This is a genomic window from Pseudoclavibacter sp. RFBG4 (genome assembly GCF_002931515.1).
In the GTDB taxonomy this organism is placed as follows: domain Bacteria; phylum Actinomycetota; class Actinomycetes; order Actinomycetales; family Microbacteriaceae; genus Pseudoclavibacter.
Window position 1 is genome coordinate 14879 of sequence record NZ_PSYC01000034.1, and the last position, 18345, is coordinate 33223.

Here is an 18345-nt window from a genome sequence, read left to right on the forward strand (position 1 = left end):
GTATATGATCGACCGCATCGCCGATTGGCGCTGTTGAGGCAACGACGCCACGAAAGGAATCGCAATGACGCGTTCTCACCCCCGGAGACGGAAGCTCACGACCATCGCGCTCGCAGGTGCGCTCACAACGACCCTCGCACTCACGGCGTGCGCCGGCGGAGGTGACGCCAGCGAAGACGGTGTCGTCACGCTCCAGCTCTGGGATACGGACACGCGCCCTGAGCGGACCGAGAGCCTGCAGGAGCTGATCTCGATGTTCGAGGCCGAGAACCCGGACATCAAAGTCGAATACCTCGGGTTGCCGACCGACTCCTACATGCAGAAGATCGGCACCGCGATCGCCACGAACTCGACCCCGGACCTCGTCACCCCGAAGGCCTCGGACCTGTCCGCGCTTGTCGCGCAGGGTGCGCTTGCCCCGATCGATGACCTCATCGCGGACGGCAACTGGGAGGACCAGCTTGATCCCGGCCTCGTCGACAGCACCAGAAAGGCAGTGCCGGACGGTGCCCTCTACATGACCCCGGCGACCGCCATCGCCGACACCTTGTACTCCCGTGCCGATTGGCTCGCCGATGCGGGTCTCGAGGCCCCCACGACCTGGGAGGAGTTCGACGCGGCCGCCGTCGCCCTCACTGATCAGTCCACCGGGCAGTTCGGGTACACGATCCGCGGAGGAAACGGCTTCTTCCCGCAGTTCATGGAGATGGTCTACACCCGCGCTGGCATCTCGGAGATCTTCGACGAGAGCGGAAAGGCCACGCTCGACGACCCCGCCATCGTCGAGGCGACCGAGAAGTACGCAGAGCTCTACAAGGCCACGACGGCCGAAAGCGACCTGACGGCCGACTTCAAGGTGATGATCGCCCAGTTCACCGGCGGGGGAGCGGGGATGCTGAGCCACTCCATCGGCTCGTACCCGACCATGCTCCAAACGCTCGAGCCCGAGCAGATCGCCGTGCATGCACCGTTCCCAGCAGAGAACGGAGTCGAGGTCATCGGGCGTGTCACAGCCGGATTCGCCATGTTCGAGCAGAGCGAGAAGAAGGAAGCTGCGGCGAAGTTCCTCGAGTTCACCATGAGCCAGGAGGGCAACAGCTTCTGGGCAGAGGCCTCCGGGTACATCCCGGGCAACACCGCGGTCTTCGAAGACCAGTGGGTGCAGGACAACCCGGCCATCTCGACCGCCATCGCAGCGAGCCAGAGCCCGAACGCCGTCTCCATGAACGTGCCCTACTACCTGCCCGAGTGGACCTCCATCACGGGAACCGACATGCTCCCGGACTGGCAGCGGGTCCTGCAGGGCCAGATGACCGCCTCCGAGTTCTGCTCCAAGTGGGCGGATTCGCTCACAGAGGCCAACGAACGGTTCCTGGAACTCACCTCGTGATCCTACGACCGAGCTTCACCGTGGCGGGAGCTCTCTCTCCCGCCACGGTGGAAAGGAAATGATGACGAAAACGGTCCCTCTTCAGAAGCCTCCCCGACGGCGGATGAACCGCACCAAGTGGTATCCGTACGCGCTGATCGCGCCCGCCGCCGCACTGGTGCTGATCTTCCTGGTCTACCCGGTCGGCAGCGTCTTCTACTACAGCCTGCAGCAGTACAACCCGACGTTCCCCATCTACAACGGCTTCGTCGGCCTGGGCAACTTCGCCGACATCGCCGCAGACGAGAAGTTCTGGCGCAGCCTCGGCTTCACCTTCCAATGGGTGGTTGTCGAGGTCGGACTCCAGTTCGTGTTCGGCATGGTCTTGGCGCTCCTCATCAACCAGGCGTTCAAGGGCCGCGGCATCGTCCGCTCGCTGGTCTTCACGCCGTGGGCTGTTGCCGGGATCCTGACGACCACGATCTGGCTGCTCATCTACAACCCGACCACGGGCCTCGGCCGGTACCTCGCCGACATGGGCCTCGTGCAGTACGGAACCTCGCTGCTGTCCGGTGAGGGAACCGCCTTCTGGGCCGCAGTGCTCGCGGAGCTCTGGAAGGGCGCCCCGTTCTTCGCGATCCTCATCCTCGCGGACCTGCAGTCGGTGCCGCAGGACCTCTACGAGTCCGCCGAGATGGACGGCGCGGGCCGCATCCGCAAGTTCGTGTCGATCACCTGGCCCCACGTGCGGCAGGCCGTTGTCATCGCGACCCTGCTCAGGGCGGTGTGGGAGTTCAACAACGTCGATCTCCTCTTCACCCTGACGGGCGGTGGGCCCGCCGGATCGACGACGACGCTTCCGCTCTACGTCGCTCAGACCGCGATCTTCGACCGCGAGTTCGGCTACGGCTCAGCCCTCACCGTCATCGCCTTCATCATCCTCATCGTGTTCACCGTGATCTATCTCCGAGCCAACCGCTTCGGACGGGAGAACTGACATGTCCCTCACCACACTCGCGCAACCGCAGGGGCTCCCGGCGCCCACCGAACCCGAGGTGCCGCGGAGCAAGACGCAGGCGCCGCTCAACAAGCCGCGACCGAAGCCGCTGCTCGACCGGCTCCTGCTCGCCGTGCCGCTGACCATCGCGCTCATCTTCACGCTCGTCCCGTTCTACTGGATGCTGCTCTTCGCGTTCCGCCCCGCCGGGTCGACCTCGCTCGTCCCGTGGCCGATCACGTTCGACCACTTCATCAAGGTGTGGAACGGCAACGGCTTCGGCGTCTTCTTCCTCAACAGCCTGTACGTCGCCGGCGTCAGCCTCATCATCTCGACGGTGATCGGACTCCTCGGCGGCTACGCGCTCGCCCGCTTCGCGTTCCGCGGCAAGTCGGCATTCGTGCTGATCATGCTGTGCACGCAGTTCATCCCGGGCGCCATGCTCCTGATCCCGCTCTTCCAGGTATTCAACGGGCTCGGGCTGACGAACTCGCTCTGGGCGCTCATCATCTCCGACACCGTCTTCCAACTGCCGCTGTCGCTTGTCTTGATGGCCGGCTTCATACGCAACGTGCCGATCGATCTGGAGGAGCAGGCGTGGGTGGATGGGTGCTCCCGGTTCCGGGCCTTCATCACCGTCGTGCTGCCCCTCCTGAAGCCGGGCATCGTCGCTGTCGGCTCGTTCGCGTTCATCAGTGCATGGAACAACTTCCTGTTCGCGATCATGTTCATCACGTCGCAGGATCAGTTCACGATCCCGGTCGGCCTCAGCTACCTGCTCGGCGAGTTCGGCACCGACTTCGGGGCGCTCGCGGCGGGCGGCGTGGTCGCGGTGGTTCCTGTCGTCGCGGTCTTCGCCTACGTGCAGAAGTACCTCGTCCAGGGGCTGAGCGCGGGCGCGGTCAAGGGGTGAGCGTCGCTACAGCTGAGCCGAGTGTCGCCGAAGTGGTCGTGGCCAGTTCGCACGCGGCCTTGGGGCATCGGGCCCTGGGGCGAATCGGACGAGCTCGGGCGCTCCGCGCTGTTGCTGCGGCGCTGGGAGGAGACCACGATCTGGTCGCGATCGCGGCAGCTGAGACTCACCTCGACGAGGTTCGCCTCCGTGGTGAGATCGAACGGACTGCGGCACAGGCCGAGCTGTTCGCGGATGTCATCGTCGAGGGGAGCTACCTCGACGCCGCCGTTGACCACGCTTCAGCGAATGGGCCGGAACTGCGCCGAAGTCGACAGAGTCCTGCCTTGGGTCACCTCGTCTCTGCGTAAAAGCTCCTCGCCCTCTGCCTGCGCGCCGAGCAGCGTGGTCGCGACGGTGACGACGCCCTGTTCCTGGTCCGAGGGACCGACACGGCAGAGTTGTGGCTTGATGTCGTTCCCCTTCCGGGGAACAGCGCCAGGCCACAACTTTGCTCGATGGTGCCCGGCCACAACTGTCCGCGGTGACGGCCTTGTCTGCGAGGGGGCGGACGCCAGCCGTGGGCATTCAGCTGGGAGCACGAGCAGTCGTGATGGGTTTCGGTGACCGTGATGGGAAAGAACCCATCACCAGTCGCGAAAACCCATCACGAGCCCGAGCGAAAACCCATCACGGTCGCCGAAACCCATCACGGTCGCATCCCGGGGCGCGGAAACAACTGGTCTGGAGCGCTACGCCTGCGCGTCGAGGAGCGCGCTCACGACGGTGACGACGCCCTGCTCCTCGTTGGAGGGGGCGAAGTACTTCGCGAGCTTCTTGACCTCGGGATGCGCGCCCGCCATCGCGTAGGAGCGCTCCGCTTCCGCGAACATCTCGACGTCGTTGAAGAAGTCGCCGAAGACCGCTGTCTGCGCCGCGGTCACGCCGAGGCGCTCCTGCAGCTGACGCACCGCGAGGCCCTTGTTGGCCTCCGGCGGCATGATGTCCATCCAGTGGTGGCCCGACACGACGACCCGGTGGGACTCGCGCAGCTCGTCCACCTCTGCGGCCGCCCCGGTCTCGACCTCGGCGAAGTCGTAGACGGCGATCTTCACGTACTCGTCATCGGTGTCGAGCATGTCGTCGACGACCGTGAGCGCCTCGTAGTAGTTGCGGGCCTCGGCGATGAACACGTCGTCGCCGCGCTCGATGTACGCCGACTTCTTGCCGCACAGCACGACCCCGAGGTCGTGGCCTCTCTCGATGAGCCCACGCAGCAGCGCGATCGCCTGCCGGATGAACGACTCATCGAGCGTCAGCGAGCTGACCTCCTGGCCGTCGCGAACCACGAACGTGCCGTTCTCGGCGATGAACGACATGCCGTCTGAGTCGCGTTCGAAGAGCTTCGCGAGGGTCGCGTACTGTCGGCCGCTCGCGGGGGTGAACTCGACCCCGGCCTCGCGCATCCGCTGCAGGAGAGCCCAGAACGCGTCGGGAACCGTGTGGTCGTCGAGCAGCAGCGTGCCGTCCATGTCGGCGACGACGAGGCGCACGTCGTCGCCCTCGAGCGATGACTCGTAGTGGCGGTCGGCGGTCTCGAGAACGGTATCTGCCATGCGCTCCAGCCTACGAGAGCCTGCGCAGCGCTGATCCCTTGTGCGCGGCCCTCGCCCCAGACTTCTCCGACTCGATGATGTACGCAGGCTCGTCCTCGGACGCGGTGAACTTCTGCTTGTCGAACTGGAAGTCCTTCGTCTTCTTCTCGACGACCTCGCCCTGCGTGCGGCCCTGCGGGGTGTTCCAGCTCACGCGGTCGCCCCTGCTCAGATCTGCGGTCACGGTTTCTCCTCCGGCTCGGTGGTCTCGGGGTGAGGCTCGGCCTTCGGCCTCCGGAAGGCGATGATCGTGAACACCATGCCGAGGGCGAACCAGACGATCCAGATGCTGCCGTCGTTCGCGAGATCGGTGAGGGCGACGACGTAGAAGGCGACCGCCAGCCACAGGTACGTGTTCAGCATCAGCTTCCTCATGCGCAGAGCATGCCCGGCCGTCCTGGGCGGAGGGTGGAGGTGCGACGCGCATGCCGCACCTCCACCCGGTCAGTCCCGCTCGTCGTGCGGATGAGGGATGGTCGGGATCGGGGCGGTCAGCGGACGGCCCTCCCGCTTTAGCTTCCGCTTCCGCAGCTGCCACAGGACGGTGAGGATGATGAACCAGACCGGGGCGGCGAGGAACGGCAGCCGGGTGTCGTCGCCGTACAGCAGCGTGCCGGCGATGAAGACGAAGAATGCGAGCACGAGCCAGGGCGCGACACGCGCCATCGGCATCTTGAACTTCGACGCGCGGTGCTTCTCGGGGAAGCGGCGCAGGTACACGATGTAGCTGACCACGATGGAGCCCCAGGTGAAGAGGATGAGGGTCGCGCACATCGAGGAGACGAACGTGAAGGCAGCGATGACCTCGTCGCCCGCGAAGAGCAGCGGGATGGCGGAGAACAGGAAGACGCAGGTGAAGAAGACGGCCTTCGTCGGCACGCCCTGGCTGCTGGTCATCGCGAACGCCTTCGGGGCGTGACCGTCCTTCGAGAGCCCGAACAGCATCCGCGTGCCCGAGTACAGGCCGGAGTTGGCGCTCGACGCGGCCGAGCTGAGCACCACCAGCTGGATCGCGAACGCGGCGAGGCCGAATCCGGCGATCGCGAGGGTCGACACGAACGGGCTCTTGCCCGGCTCGATCTTGTCCCACGGCGTGACGCTCATGATGACGATGAGGGCGCCCACGTAGAAGATGAGGATGCGAGCGACGATCGAGTTGATGGCCTTCGGCAGCGTCTTGCGCGGGTTCTCGGTCTCTGCGGCGGCCGTGCCGACGAGCTCGACGCCGATGAACGAGAAGATGCCCATCTGGAAGCCGAGCACGAACCCGCTCGCGCCCATGGGGAACATCCCGCCGTGCTCCCAGAGGTTCGCGAGCGTGGCGGTGTCACCGTCTGGGCTCTGGAACCGGGTGAGGATCAGCACGATGCCCACGGCGATGAGGCCGAGGATGGCGACGATCTTGATGATCGCGAACCAGAACTCGGTCTCCCCGAACCACTTCACGGGCTGGAGGTTCAGGACGGTGAGCACGACGACGGCGATGAGCGCGGGCAGCCAGTTCGGGATGTCGGCGTTGAACCACTGCACGTAGGCGGTGATGGCGACGATGTCGGCGACGCACGCGATCACCCACGAGAACCAGTAGTTCCAGGAGACGAAGAAGCCCGCCCACGGGCCGAGCATGTCCTTCGCGATGTCGCCGAAGGTCTTGTAGTGCAGGTTCGAGAGCAGCAGCTCGCCGAGGGCGCGCATGATGAAGAAGACGAAGAAGCCGATCACCATGTAGACGAAGATGATCGACGGCCCGGAGACGCTGATGAGCTTGCCGGAGCCGAGGAACAGCCCCGTTCCGATGGCGCCGCCGATGGCGATGAGCTGCAGGTGGCGGTTCTTGAGGCCGCGCTGCATCTCGCCTTGGGGCGGATGTGCGGTGGTTGTCGTGGACATGACACTCCCTTGTGCTGATGTCGTCGTGCTGAGGTTGGGCGCCGCGTGCGCGCTGGTGGTCGTGGGCTGGATCGAGGGTCAGGCGACGACGCGGAACGCGGAGAGCTCCGGGTCGTTCGCGCCGCGCACGTAGCCGGATGGTGCCGCGCCCGTGTGCCGGAGGAAGTCGACGACCTCCTGGCTGAGCACCTCGCCTGGCAGCACGTTGGGCACACCCGGCGGGTAGGCGGCGAGCGAGTCGGCGGAGATGCGGCCGACCGCTTCCGTGTGCGGCACCGTCTCGACGGGGCTGAAGAACGCGTCCGAGAGGCCCATCGCGCGCTCGCAGCTCGCGGGGAGCGAGACGGGGCGAATCGGCTCGACCTCCGCCTCGGGCAGCGTCTGCAGTGCGCCCCACAGGCGTTCGACGTCGACCCGAGCGGTCGCGCCGACGAGCACCAGCAGCGCGGAGGGGGTCGACAGCTCGCAGTAGACACGGTGGTCGCGGAGCAGCTGGAAGTGCGCATCCGTGCCCGTGATGCCGGCGCCTCGAGTGTCGATGGCGATCTTGAAGGGGTCGTTCGCGATGGCATCGGGGCTGGCGAGGATGTCGGGAGTCGCGTCGCGGTACCTGCGGTCGTCGTGCACGAGTCGGCGGATGCGCTCTGCGGATGCGAGAGCATTGTCGACCGCGTCTGGCCGCGTCACGAGGTGCCTCCTCGCCTCGTCGAGCGAGGCCAGCAGCAGGGCGCTGCAGCTCGTCGACTGGTAGGAGCGGACGACCCGGTCGACGAGCGACTCGAGGTGCTTGGCGTGAGGCCCGTGGCCGAGCTGCAGCATGGCCGACTGCGTGAGCGAGCCCGCGCCCTTGTGGGTGCTGGAGATGACGAGGTCTGCGCCGAGGCGTGCCGCGTTCGTGGGGAGCGCCGGGTGCATCCCGAAATGCGAGCCCCACGCCTCGTCGACGATGAGCGGCACCCCGTGCCCGTGGGCGACTGCCGCGATCGCCGCGACATCGGCCACCGCCCCGAAGTAGCTCGGCGAGACGATGTAGACGGCCGCTGATCGGGGATGCTCGGCGAGGGTCGCCGCGACCTGCGACGCCGTCACGCCGTGCGCGGCACCCAGCCCGGAGTCGACGGCGCCGTGCACGAAGTGCGGGGTCAGGTTGGCGTGCGTGATGCCGTCGATGACGCTCGAGTGCACGCTGCGCTGCACCGCGAACTCGGTGCCGAGGCCACGCACGACGGTCGTCGCGACGTGGTTGCCGCCGGAGGCTCCGTTGGTCGTGAACCAGACGCGGCTCGCTCCCCACGCGTCGGCGGCGAGATCCTGCGCCCGCATGAGCGGGGTGACTCGGCCCGGCGTCGTGAGGCGCCACGTCTCCTGGTCGACGCCGCTGAACAGCATCGGGAAGTCGAGGCTCAGCGCGTCGGCGCCGACGATGCTCGCGACGCCGGGCGCATTCACCGCCTTCGCGTGATGTGCCGGCACGTGCATCCGCTGCCAGTCGTGGGTGGCGAGGGAGCGGAGGGCGTCGGCGTACGGGGTCTCGAACTGCGCTCGCGGGATGCGGTGCCCGGCGGGGGTCGTGATGCCGTCGACCTGAGCGGCGCTGCTCGGGACGGGTGCGTGGAGGATGGACATGCGTTCAGGTTAGGAACGAAGTGACGACGGCGATATAGCAGGATCCTGCCGTCAGTGACATACAGTCTAGGGGTGATGAACCTCCAGCAGTTCCGTGTGCTCCTCGCCGTCCAGGAGCACGGGAGCCTCACGGGGGCTGCGAAGGCGCTGCAGTACGGAGTGCCGACGGTGACGCACCACCTGCGCAGCCTCGAGTCGCACCTCGGCGCCCGCCTCGTCGACCGTGGGCGGCGGGGCACGTCGCTGACCCCGCTCGGAGAGTCGTTCGCCGCCGAGATCGAGCAGGCGATCGCGCGTATCGACCGGGCCGAGCAGCTGGTCGCCGATCAGCGCGACGCGGGCGTCGCCACCCTGCGCGTGGGCACGTTCGCCTCGATGGGCTCACGCCTGCTTCCCTCGGCGATCGCCAGCCTGCAGAAGCGCACGTCGGTGCGGGTCGAGGTGGTCGAGGGGGAGCCGACCGAGATCGTGCGGATGCTCAGGAGCGGCGAGGTGCACGCGGGACTCATCTTCGACGTGTCCGTGGAGCCCGCCTTCGCCGTCCCGGACCTCATGCTGCAACGGCTCCTCACCGAGCCATACGGCGTGATGGTCGCGCGGGACAGCGAATGGGCGAGCCGCGACAGCATCGACTTCGCCGACCTGCGGGAGGTGCCGTGGGTCTTCAGCCGCAGCAACGACGAGGCCTCAGACCGCGTGCTGCGCCGCGTCGGCCAATCGCTCGGCTACCCGGTGCGCGAGCTCATGCGCACGGACGACCTCTACATGATCCACGGCCTCGTCGCCGAGGGGCTCGGCTTCGCCCTCTCGACGGATGCCGCCATCGACCACGACTTCGACGTCGTGCTTCGGCCCGCCGTGCAGGACCTGGGGGAGCGGCACGTGTCGTATGTCACCCGACGGGGAGCCGCACCACCGGCCGCCGCCTGGCTCGGCGAGATCCTGCTCAGCCGCCCAGCGCCTGCAGCGGATCGCCCGTGAGCCGGTACGTGTCCCACTCGTCCATGGGGAACGCGCCGAGGCTCCTGTAGAAGCCGATGGACGGCTCGTTCCATTTGAGGACCGACCACTCGAGGCGCCGGTACCCCTTCGCGGTGCACTCCTGCGCGAGCGAGCGGAGGAGTGCCGTCCCGAGGCCGCTGCCGCGCGCATCCTCTCGCACGTAGAGATCCTCGAGCCAGATGCCGTGCTCGCCCTCCCACGTCGAGTAGCTCAGGAACCACAGCGCCATGCCGTCGAGGCGAGGGGCGCCGGACTCGCTCGTCGACGCTCCCGCGGCCTCGGCGACGGTCGCGAACACCGCCGGCCGCTCGCCGAAGAAGCTCCTGTGCAGCTGCGCCTCGGTCGTCTTCACCGCGTCCGGTTCGCGCTCGTACACGGCGAGGCCGCGGATGAGGTCGAGGATCTGCGGGACATCGGCGGGAACGGCGGGGCGGATGGTCGGCTCGGTCACGGCACGACGCTAGCAGCCGGGCCGGGCCTCAGGCCCAGCGCACCCAGTTCGCGCCGGCGCCGGTCTCGACCTGCTGCAGCTCGGCGAGGTGGTCGCCGCGCACTTCGTAGAGCGACACCTGCGCCCCGCCCTCGCCTGCGGCGACGAGGAAGCGGCCGTCGGGGCTGAGCGCGAACCCGCGGGGGTGCTGCTGGGTGACGGTGAACGACCGCGCATCCTCGAGGGAGCCGTCCTCGGCGACCTCGAGCGGCGCGAGCGTGCTCGTCGTACGCTCCGAGGTCCACAGGAACCGCTCGTCGGCTCCCCAGTGCACGTCGGCTCCCCAGATCGAGCGGGGCTCCAGCGGATTCGCGCCGAGGGTTCCGCGCTGCAGGCCCTGCAACGCGTCCGCGTAGCTCGCCGAGTCGAGGAACGAGAGCGCGCCGGTGCTGGAGTCGCGTTCAAAGCGCAGCACCTCGCCGCTGAACTCGGTGATCACGTAGGCCTGCGTCTGGGCACCGTTGAGCACGATGTGGCGCGGGCCGCTCCCGGTCGGCGCGTTCGCGCCCACCGGGTGGAGCGCCTCGAGCTCGAGGTCATCGGTGATGGCGTACTGCCCGACGAGATCGTCGCCGAGCGACACGAAGTACGCGAAACGGCCGTCCTTGCTTGCCACGACGGAGTGCAGGTGCAGGTGCTCCACGATCGTCGTCGGCTCGCCGACCGTGCCCTCGTCGATCGGGGCGATGAGGCCGTAGCTGGCGGAGTAGGCCGCGCCGAGCAGCGCCGATCCATCCCGAGTGAGCGCGACGTAGTTCAGTCCGCCGCGGGGCGTCTCGCGACGCGAGATCGGGGTGAGCTCGCCCGCCTCACGGTCGAGGCGCAACGTGACGATCGCCGCAGGGCTGCCCTTCACCGCGGCATAGACGAGGTCGCGGCTGGCGTCGACGACGAAGTTCGAGCATCCCTTCAGGTCCGCTGCGACCGAGGTCCGCTCGAGGGAGGCGCCGTCGAAGCGGAAGACCGAGATCGAGCCTTCGCCTGCGTTCGCGACGAGGATCAGTGGTGTGGTCATGCGAGCCCCTCTCGGGCGATGGTCAGGACGGAGAGCACGTCGGCGCTGTGGTCGAGGCGCCGGTCGCGCTCCTTGGTGTCGTGTTCGCGGATGATGCGCTCGAACTCGCGGAACTCCTCCACCATGCGGTGCGGGTACTTCGTGAGGTCGATCTGCTCGGCCTCGCCGCCGCGGGTCGCGTAGCTCAGCGATGGCAGGACGTTCGGGGAGCCGTCGGCGACGATCCACCCGTCCTCGCCCTGGATCTTGCTGCGGATGGGGCCGTCAGAGTCCTTCGCGCACACGCAGACCGCCGTGGTCTCGCCGTAGTCGAGGACCAGCACGCCGGACGTGTCGACGCCGCGCTGCACGTTCGCGGTGTAGCTGACCCGCTTCGGCCGGCCGAGCAGCCCCACGACGAAGTGGATGGCGTAGATGCCGAGGTCCATGAGCGCCCCGCCGCCCTGCGCCGGGTCGAATGCCGGCAGCACCGTGCCCTCACGGAAGGCGTCGTAGCGGGAAGAGTACTGGGAGTAGTCCGACTGGATGACTTTGATCCTGCCGACGAGGTCGAGATGCTCCTTGATCCACCGGTAGTTCGCGAGGTACTGGGTCGTGATCGCCTCGACGAGGATCAGCTCACGCGCCTTCGCCAGTCTCCGCAGCTCCAGCAGCTCCTGTTCTTCGAGCACGAACGGCTTCTCGCAGATGACGTGCTTCCCCGCCTCGAGCGCCTTGCGGGACACCTCGAAGTGCAGCGAGTTCGGGACGGCGACCCAGACCGTGTCGACGCTCGGGTCGGCGAGGCACTCGTCGAGGTCGGTGAAGACGCGCTCGATGCCGAACCGCTCCTGGAGCTCCTCCAGGTGCTGGAGGCGCGGCGGACGACCGTAGATCGCCGCCAGCTCCAGCCCGGGCACGTTCGCGACGTGCGGCAGGAAGTCTGCGACGATCTGGCCGGCACCGATGACGGCGAGCCTCATCGGATCGACCTCGCCTGTGTTACCGCGTCTGCCTGCTTGGGGGAGCTCGAGAAATGCACGCGATCGATCGTAGTCGGAGCTCGACGGACCCGGCAGGTAGCCCTCGACCGGCGCGACGCTGCTAGGCGTCAGCGCGGTCAGCCTGCGCGATGCTCCGCGCCGCTCCTTCGCGGGCGATGGCCGCGATGTTCTCCGTGGCGGCCCAGGACGAGAGCAGACGCAGGCCTTCCTCGGAAGAGCTGCCTGGCACGGCGGTGTAGACCGTCATGGTGTGGCCGGGGTCGTCTTCGAGGTCCAGTGCGTGGTACACCAGCTCGAGCGCGCCGACCGCCGAGTGTCGGAAATGCTTCGCGCCGGAGTAATGTCGGCGGACATCGTGGGCTGCCCATCGGATGCGGAACTCGTCGCTGCGCACAGACAGCTCTCCGACCAGGTCCGTGAGCTGCCTGTCGAACGGCGAACGGCCGGCCTCCCGCCGGAGGATCTCGACGTTGACGTTGGCTGCCCGCTCCCAGTCAGGGTAGAAGTCGCGCGCACGAGGGTCGAGGAAGATGAATCGGGAGTGGTTCGCGGGCCCCGCAGTGCCCCGGTACATCTCCGAATAGAGCGCGAAGCCGAGCTCGTTCGCGGCCACGATATCCATGCGGCTGTTCCCGATGATCGCGGCACCGCCCGTGATCGAGTCGAGCAGATGTTGCGCGGTCGGGCGCAGCCCGGACGCCCGCGGCTTGGGAGAGCGGACCTTCGCGCCCAGGTTTGCCGTCCGAGCGAGATCCCTCAGATGGTCGTGCTCCGCCTGGGTGAGCTGCAGTGCCCGAGCCACAGCATCGAGCACGTTCTCAGAGACACCCGTCAGGTTGCCCCGGTCCACGCGGGTGTAGTACTCCACGCTCACCCCCGCGAGCCGTGCCACCTCATCCCGTCGGAGGCCGGTCACACGCCGTCGGGTCGTGCCCGGATCGATCCCCGCCTGCTCTGGGGTCAGCCTGCCTCTGCGGGAGCTGATGAATGCTCGCACTTCGCCCCGGTTGTCCATGGATCCACGGTACGACCAGTGCCCGCCTTCTGGGGTGCCTCTGCTGGAACCCCTTTAGCGGGACTCTCCCTCCTACCTCACGTGAGGCGTTGACTGCTGGACGACACAGGGACGACGACCGCTCCCTCGGAGAGGACAACATGAGCACCATCGCAATCGTCTGCGCAGGCAAGACCCGCGCCGCCGCCGCGAGCCTGCTCGCGGCAGGACTCCTGCTGGCGGGCTGCACGGGTGTGGATGCCCCCGGAGAGAGCGCGAGCGAGGCGGCATCGCACGGTACTGGCGCCACGAGCTCGACACCACCATCCGCGGCGAGCGCAACGGAAGGCGAAGACCTGATGCCCACCACGACGAACATCACGATCAGCATGGGGGACGTCACCGTCCGCGGCGTGCTGAACGAGTCCGCGACCTCCGCCGATCTCCTCACGCAGCTGCCCCTTGAGCTGTCGTTCGAGGACTTCGGCGGTCAGGAGAAGATCGCCACCCTCCCCAGGGCGCTCTCCCTCGAGGGCATGCCGTCCGGAAGCGCCGCCGAAGCGGGGACGATCGGCTACTACGCGCCCAATGAGGGGCTTGTCCTCTACTACGACTCCGTCGGTCACTTCCCCGGGATCATCCCGATCGGCACGTTCGAAGACGTCGCGGCAGTGCGTGCTGCTGTGCCTGCGACTGGAACGGTGTCCGCCGAATGACCTCACCCTCATCGCGCACATCCGAAGCGCCGGCGTCCACTGGAGACGCGAGGGCTCCGCAGTTGCGCCTCGCACCGCTCATCGTCCTCGCACTCATGGGATTCATCCTGGTCGCGATGGAGACCATGCCCGCCGGTCTTCTGCCGGAGATCGCCGACGGGCTGAAAGCCGCGGAGGGCACCGTGGGGCTCTTCGTCAGCGCCTATGCACTTGGCACGGTCATCGTCACGATTCCCGCCATCTCGCTGACGCGCCGCCTCCGTCGAAAGCCCCTGCTGCTCGTCAGCATCGCGGGGCTGGTTGCGGCCAACACCGTGACCGCGTTCTCGTCTGACATCGCGCTGTCACTCGTCACGAGGTTCATCGCCGGGGCGTTCTCTGGAGTGATCTGGGGAATGCTCGCGCCCTACGCCGTGCGAATCAGTCCGCCCTCGCGGCTGGGGGCCGCGATCGCGATCGTCGCGATCGGCGCTCCCCTCGGATTCGCGTTCGGGACGCCACTTGGGGCCTGGATCGGAGCCGTGTCCGACTGGAGGTGGTCGTTCGCCGGTCTCTCCGCGCTCGCAGCGCTGGTCGCCATAGCGGTTGTCCTCGTCGTCCCGGACGCGCCAGGCCGTCCGGCGCTCGCGGGCCTGCCCATGGCGCGGGTGCTCCGCCTGCGAGGGGTCCCCGTCGTGCTCGCGGTGATCTTCGTCTGGATGCTCGCACACAGCACGATCTACACGTACGTCGCGCCCTACCTCCGTGAGACGGGCACCGCGATAACTCCGGACCTGATGCTGCTCGCCTACGGGATCGCGTCTCTCCTCGGGGTGGCGGTGACCGGCCTGCTCCTCGATAGGTATCCGAGCCTGCTGCTCCACCTCAGCGTGCTGGCCTTCGTCGTCGCTGCGGTCGTGCTGCTGGCAGGGCAGGGCTCGCCCGTCGCGCTCCTGGCGGCGGCGGCGCTGTGGGGTGTGAGCTTCGGAGGGGCTTCGCCGCAGTTGCAGAACGCGCTCACGCGAGCCGGGGGCGAGAATTCGGACGTCGCGAACTCATTCCTTCCGGTCGCGTTCAATCTCGCGATCTTCGGCGCCGGCATTCTCGGCGCAGGGCTCCTCGAAGTCTTCGATGGCCTTGTCCTGCCCGCCGCCATGATGCTGCTCGGGGCGGTGGCGTTGCTGCTGACCTTCGTCGGCCGGCGGTCGGCCTTCCGGCGGAGGGAGACGGGATCAGGTGATGGGGAAGCATGAGCTTCCGTGCATTCCTGAGGGAGAGCGTTGGGCGACTCCGGGGGAAAGGCATCGGCGAAGCGGTCTCCGCTCCGACGCTCGAGACTCGACGTCTCCTTCTGCGCGCCCACACTCTGGCGAGCGCTGAGGAGTGGTTCCTCCTCCACGAGGAAGCTCGAGTTCGCGAGTTCCTGAACTGGCCACCGCGGAGTCGCGGCCAGGCGCTGCGCCACCTCCGTGTCCGCACGCAGTCCACGAGGCTCTGCAGGGCCGAGGACTTCATGGCGCTGGCCGTCGAACTCGAGGGGCGGCTCATCGGCGATATCTCCCTGCAGTTGCGGGCCGTTGCCAGCGAAGTGCGCAGCGTCGAGATCGGGTGGGTGCTGCACCCCGATGCTCAGGGCAATGGATACGCGCGGGAGGCGGCCGAGGCCGTCATCCAGTTCGCGTTCGAGGCTGTGCATGCCCGGATGGTCCTCGCGGTCGTGCATCCGCGCAACACCGGATCGCTCAGGCTCGCGGAGGGTCTGGGATTCCACGAGCTGAGCCGACGCGAGAGCGAACGGCTGCTCGTCTTGACCCGAGATGACTTCGCCTTGGCCGACCGCGGTGCCGAGCGGGATCCGAACCATGGCGCTTCCTCGACCGGCAAATGGAGGCGGGCCCTGCTGAGCTGCTCACATCGTCCGGCTGATCCTGTCTCTCGTCGAGGCAATTAGCACTCTCTGCTCCGAGACCCGGCGAGATCGCCAAGGAAACGCCCAGCTCGGCGCCGCTTCGCCCGCTGATTCGGGGGAGGGGAGTTCTCCCCGTCCCATCTCGGAGCGCGAATCCACCAGCCCGCCCCAATCCGCGGGACTACGCTCGCCGACACCCCGGACCAGCCGGGCCTGTCGAAGGAGTCAACATGCGTCGCATCGTCTCGACCGTCACCGCAGCCCTCTTCGCCGTCGGCATCGCCGTCTCAGCACCCGCGATAGCAAGCGCCGGCACCACGCAGTCGTACTGGACCGGCGGATCGCTCGCCGACTGCCAGGCCGTGCAGCGCACCTACATCAGCTCGTGGACCAAGATCACCGAGGCCTGCCACCGCAACGGCAACGGCTACTCGTTCACCTGGACTTCGCTCTAGGGCGTCTCCGGCGAGGTCCCGGATGCTCCGTTCGACCTGATTGGTTTGCCCTGATCGCTCTGTCCTGGATGGTTTGCCCTGGTCAGCCTGTCCTGACCGCGCCTTCTACGCGCGTCGCCTGCGCACCTCCGGGCAACGCATCTGCGGCAAGAAGGTCACTTTCGCCCCACCCGGGCTCCCGGAGCGGGCAGAAAGTGGCCGACTTGGCGGCGGCCGCGGCGACGGATGCGCGGCGCTGCGTCGCGCGGTTCAAGCGGGCTCATGCGGGTCAGGTGGGAACATCCGGTCCAGATGGGTCACTTTCGCCCCACCTGGGCCCCCGGGATGGGCTGAAAGTGGCCTACTTGGCGGCGGGAGCAGCGCTGCGCGGGTCAGGCAGGACACTTTCGCCCCACCTGGGCCCCCGCGACGGGCTGAAGGCGCCCTACTTGGCGGCGAGGGCGGCGGCGGATGCGCGGTTCAGATGGGTCACTTTCGCCCCACTTGGGCTCTCGGGATGGGCAGAAGTGGCCTACTTGGCGGCGCGAGGGGCGGCGCCGCGGCGTTGCGCAGGTGAGGCGGGCTCACGCGGTTGAGATGGGTCACTTTCACCCCACTCGAGGTCCCGGGATGGGCTGAAAGTGGCCTACTTGGCGGCGCGAGGGGCGTCGGCGCGGTTCAGGCGGGAGCGCAAGGCTCAGGCGGGAGCGCGCAGATCAGGTGGGAACATCCGGTCCAGATGGGTCACTTTCGCCCCACTTGGGCTCTCGGGATGGGCTGAAAGTGGCCCACTTGGCGGCGGGAGCAGCGCTGCGCGGGTCAGGCAGGACACTTTCGCCCCACCTGGGCCCCCGCGACGGGCTGAAAGCGCCCTACTCGGAGGCAACGGCGGCTCACGCGACGCTCAGCGTGACGGCGCGCTTCTCCGGATCGGCCGAGTCGACACGGACGCGCACGGCGGCGCCCAGCTCCAGGGCTGCGGCGCCGCCGACGACCCTCGCCCGCACTGCGGGCTCGCGCAGCAGAACGGTCGCCTTCGCCTGAGCTGCATCGGCGGCCCCGGTGCGCGACGAATCGACGACGATCCCGTCGAGCTCCTCGCCGACACGGGGTGCGAGCAGCACCGCCTCGAGCAGATCCACCGCCGCCCGCTCGTACGCGTTCGCCCGACTCGAACCCTCTGCCATCTCGCCGGGCAGCGCCTCGAGCGCATCCACGACCCACGACGGCACGGGTTCCCCGGCGCAGAATGCCAGCGCGATCTCGGTGCCGTAGCGGTCGACGAGGCGCCGAAGCGGGGCGGTGACGTGCGCGTACTCGGCGGCGATGGCGCTGTGGGACGCGGCCCTCGGCACGTCCGGATGCTCGGGCGTGCCGAAGGCCGCGTACCCGGCTCCGCGGAACAGGCGGGTGGCTTCGGTCGCGAACGCCGCGTACTCGGGGCGGGCCACGTCGATGGTCCTGACGAACTGGGCGTACGAATCTTCCGGTGCCCAGTCGAAGCCGAGGGAATCGGCGACGCGACGCAGGCGTTCGACGTCCTCGTCGCGGGCGGGATCCAGGGTGCGCCAGATGCCCACGCCCGCCCGTCGCTGCAGGATCGCGGCTGCGATCCCGGTGAGCAGCGACAGCTGCGCGTTGAACTCCTCGCAGGCGAGCGGCTCACGCAGCTCGAGCCGGTAGCGCTTGTCGTCGTCGCTGCGCTGAATCTCCTGGTCGGGCACCTCCAGCGTCGCACCGCCGCGCGCGAACTGGGCGTCGATACGCAGCTGCCCGATCTCCGCCAGCAGTCTGAGCAGCTCGTCGGCGGTTCCGGCGTCGAGCCGTGCCTGAACCGAGGGGTAGTCGAGCTGCGCCCTGGAACGCACGATGGATCGACGCACCTCGATGTCTTCGAGCAGTGAACCCGAGCTGTCGAGACGCATCCGCCACACGACGGCGGGTCGATCGATCTCGGGGAGCAGGCTCGCGGCGCCCTCGCTGAGCACTGCCGGGTGTAGGCCGAATCGGCCGTCCGGCCCGTAGACGGTGAGGCCGCGGCGGTGCGTCTCCGCGTCCAGTGCCCCACCGGGCTCGACAAACGAGGCGACGTCGGCGATCGCGTAGAACACCTCGAAGCCGCCAGCATCGTCGCCAGAGGCCTCGACGCGGCGGAGGAAGAACGCCTGGTCGAGGTCACGCGAGCCGACAGGGTCGAGGGTCACGAACGGCAGCTCGCGGAGATCGTGCCGCCCGGAGTCCGCGCCGAACCCGTGAGCTGCGGCGACCTCCGCCTCGGCTCGCGCGTCGGCTGGGTACTCGGCCGGGATCTCGAGCTCGGTGCGGAGCCGCTCCAGATGCGGGCCGAGCACGTCCGCGGCCGCACCGGCCTGCACAGCGCGCGTGCTCATCGGC

At 68.1% G+C, this 18345-nt stretch carries 18 protein-coding genes; 8 read left to right on the forward strand and 10 right to left on the reverse strand.

Annotated elements, in window-relative coordinates; translation table 11 throughout:
* The first annotated feature begins 64 nt into the window (after positions 1-64).
* The 3 genes from C5E10_RS12930 to C5E10_RS12940 all read left to right on the forward strand — a co-directional run bounded on the left by C5E10_RS12930 (position 65) and on the right by C5E10_RS12940 (position 3279).
* Positions 65-1390, forward strand: a complete 1326-nt coding sequence (locus C5E10_RS12930; protein ID WP_104331980.1) for a sugar ABC transporter substrate-binding protein — start codon at positions 65-67, stop codon at positions 1388-1390.
* 103 nt (positions 1391-1493) lie between these two features.
* Positions 1494-2366, forward strand: a complete 873-nt coding sequence (locus C5E10_RS12935) for a carbohydrate ABC transporter permease (protein ID WP_219820362.1) — start codon at positions 1494-1496, stop codon at positions 2364-2366.
* Between the two features lies 1 nt (position 2367).
* Positions 2368-3279, forward strand: a complete 912-nt coding sequence (locus C5E10_RS12940; protein ID WP_104331981.1) for a carbohydrate ABC transporter permease — start codon at positions 2368-2370, stop codon at positions 3277-3279.
* 731 nt (positions 3280-4010) lie between these two features.
* Here C5E10_RS12940 and C5E10_RS12950 read toward each other — a convergent pair.
* From C5E10_RS12950 to C5E10_RS12970, 5 genes are all read right to left on the reverse strand, one after another.
* On the reverse strand, positions 4011-4874 hold the full coding sequence (locus C5E10_RS12950) for a Cof-type HAD-IIB family hydrolase (RefSeq protein WP_104331983.1): 864 nt from the start codon (positions 4872-4874) through the stop codon (positions 4011-4013).
* Between the two features lie 10 nt (positions 4875-4884).
* The gene (locus C5E10_RS12955; protein ID WP_104331984.1) at positions 4885-5097 is read right to left on the reverse strand and encodes a DUF2945 domain-containing protein; all 213 of its coding nucleotides are present in this window, start codon (positions 5095-5097) and stop codon (positions 4885-4887) included.
* Positions 5094-5288: a hypothetical protein gene (locus tag C5E10_RS12960; protein ID WP_146080274.1), complete on the reverse strand. Its 195-nt coding sequence runs from the start codon at positions 5286-5288 to the stop codon at positions 5094-5096. Before C5E10_RS12960 ends, C5E10_RS12955 begins: the two co-directional genes overlap by 4 nt.
* Positions 5289-5357: 69 nt before the next feature.
* Positions 5358-6803, reverse strand: coding sequence for an amino acid permease (locus tag C5E10_RS12965; RefSeq protein WP_104331986.1), 1446 nt, complete (start codon positions 6801-6803; stop codon positions 5358-5360).
* Between the two features lie 78 nt (positions 6804-6881).
* Positions 6882-8429: an aminotransferase class I/II-fold pyridoxal phosphate-dependent enzyme gene (locus tag C5E10_RS12970; protein ID WP_104331987.1), complete on the reverse strand. Its 1548-nt coding sequence runs from the start codon at positions 8427-8429 to the stop codon at positions 6882-6884.
* 75 nt (positions 8430-8504) lie between these two features.
* Between C5E10_RS12970 and C5E10_RS12975 the strand changes: the two genes are divergently transcribed.
* Entirely contained in the window at positions 8505-9410 is a 906-nt protein-coding gene (locus C5E10_RS12975; protein WP_104331988.1) for a LysR family transcriptional regulator, read from the forward strand.
* On the opposite strand, the gene C5E10_RS12980 is transcribed toward C5E10_RS12975, so the two are convergent.
* From C5E10_RS12980 to C5E10_RS12995, 4 genes are all read right to left on the reverse strand, one after another.
* Complete coding sequence (locus C5E10_RS12980) at positions 9376-9882, reverse strand: GNAT family N-acetyltransferase (RefSeq protein ID WP_104331989.1); 507 nt, start codon at positions 9880-9882, stop codon at positions 9376-9378. The two genes, C5E10_RS12975 and C5E10_RS12980, sit on opposite strands and share 35 nt — an antisense overlap.
* Positions 9883-9910: 28 nt before the next feature.
* Positions 9911-10936, reverse strand: a complete 1026-nt coding sequence (locus C5E10_RS12985) for a beta-propeller fold lactonase family protein (protein ID WP_104331990.1) — start codon at positions 10934-10936, stop codon at positions 9911-9913.
* Complete coding sequence (locus C5E10_RS12990) at positions 10933-11898, reverse strand: Gfo/Idh/MocA family protein (RefSeq protein WP_104331991.1); 966 nt, start codon at positions 11896-11898, stop codon at positions 10933-10935. The genes C5E10_RS12985 and C5E10_RS12990 overlap by 4 nt, the downstream gene beginning before the upstream one ends.
* Before the next feature lie 121 nt (positions 11899-12019).
* Positions 12020-12934, reverse strand: a complete 915-nt coding sequence (locus C5E10_RS12995) for a helix-turn-helix transcriptional regulator (protein WP_104331992.1) — start codon at positions 12932-12934, stop codon at positions 12020-12022.
* 140 nt (positions 12935-13074) lie between these two features.
* Between C5E10_RS12995 and C5E10_RS13000 the strand changes: the two genes are divergently transcribed.
* The 4 genes from C5E10_RS13000 (at position 13075) to C5E10_RS13015 (ending at position 15972) form a co-directional block, all read left to right on the forward strand.
* Positions 13075-13629: a cyclophilin-like fold protein gene (locus C5E10_RS13000; RefSeq protein ID WP_104331993.1), complete on the forward strand. Its 555-nt coding sequence runs from the start codon at positions 13075-13077 to the stop codon at positions 13627-13629.
* On the forward strand, positions 13626-14861 hold the full coding sequence (locus tag C5E10_RS13005; protein ID WP_181062760.1) for an MFS transporter: 1236 nt from the start codon (positions 13626-13628) through the stop codon (positions 14859-14861). The genes C5E10_RS13000 and C5E10_RS13005 overlap by 4 nt, the downstream gene beginning before the upstream one ends.
* Positions 14858-15559, forward strand: coding sequence for a GNAT family N-acetyltransferase (locus C5E10_RS13010; RefSeq protein ID WP_104331994.1), 702 nt, complete (start codon positions 14858-14860; stop codon positions 15557-15559). The genes C5E10_RS13005 and C5E10_RS13010 overlap by 4 nt, the downstream gene beginning before the upstream one ends.
* Positions 15560-15747: 188 nt before the next feature.
* Positions 15748-15972: a hypothetical protein gene (locus tag C5E10_RS13015; protein ID WP_104244826.1), complete on the forward strand. Its 225-nt coding sequence runs from the start codon at positions 15748-15750 to the stop codon at positions 15970-15972.
* Between the two features lie 872 nt (positions 15973-16844).
* On the opposite strand, the gene C5E10_RS13020 is transcribed toward C5E10_RS13015, so the two are convergent.
* The gene (locus C5E10_RS13020) at positions 16845-18341 is read right to left on the reverse strand and encodes an RNB domain-containing ribonuclease (protein ID WP_104331995.1); all 1497 of its coding nucleotides are present in this window, start codon (positions 18339-18341) and stop codon (positions 16845-16847) included.
* Positions 18342-18345 lie beyond the last annotated feature (4 nt).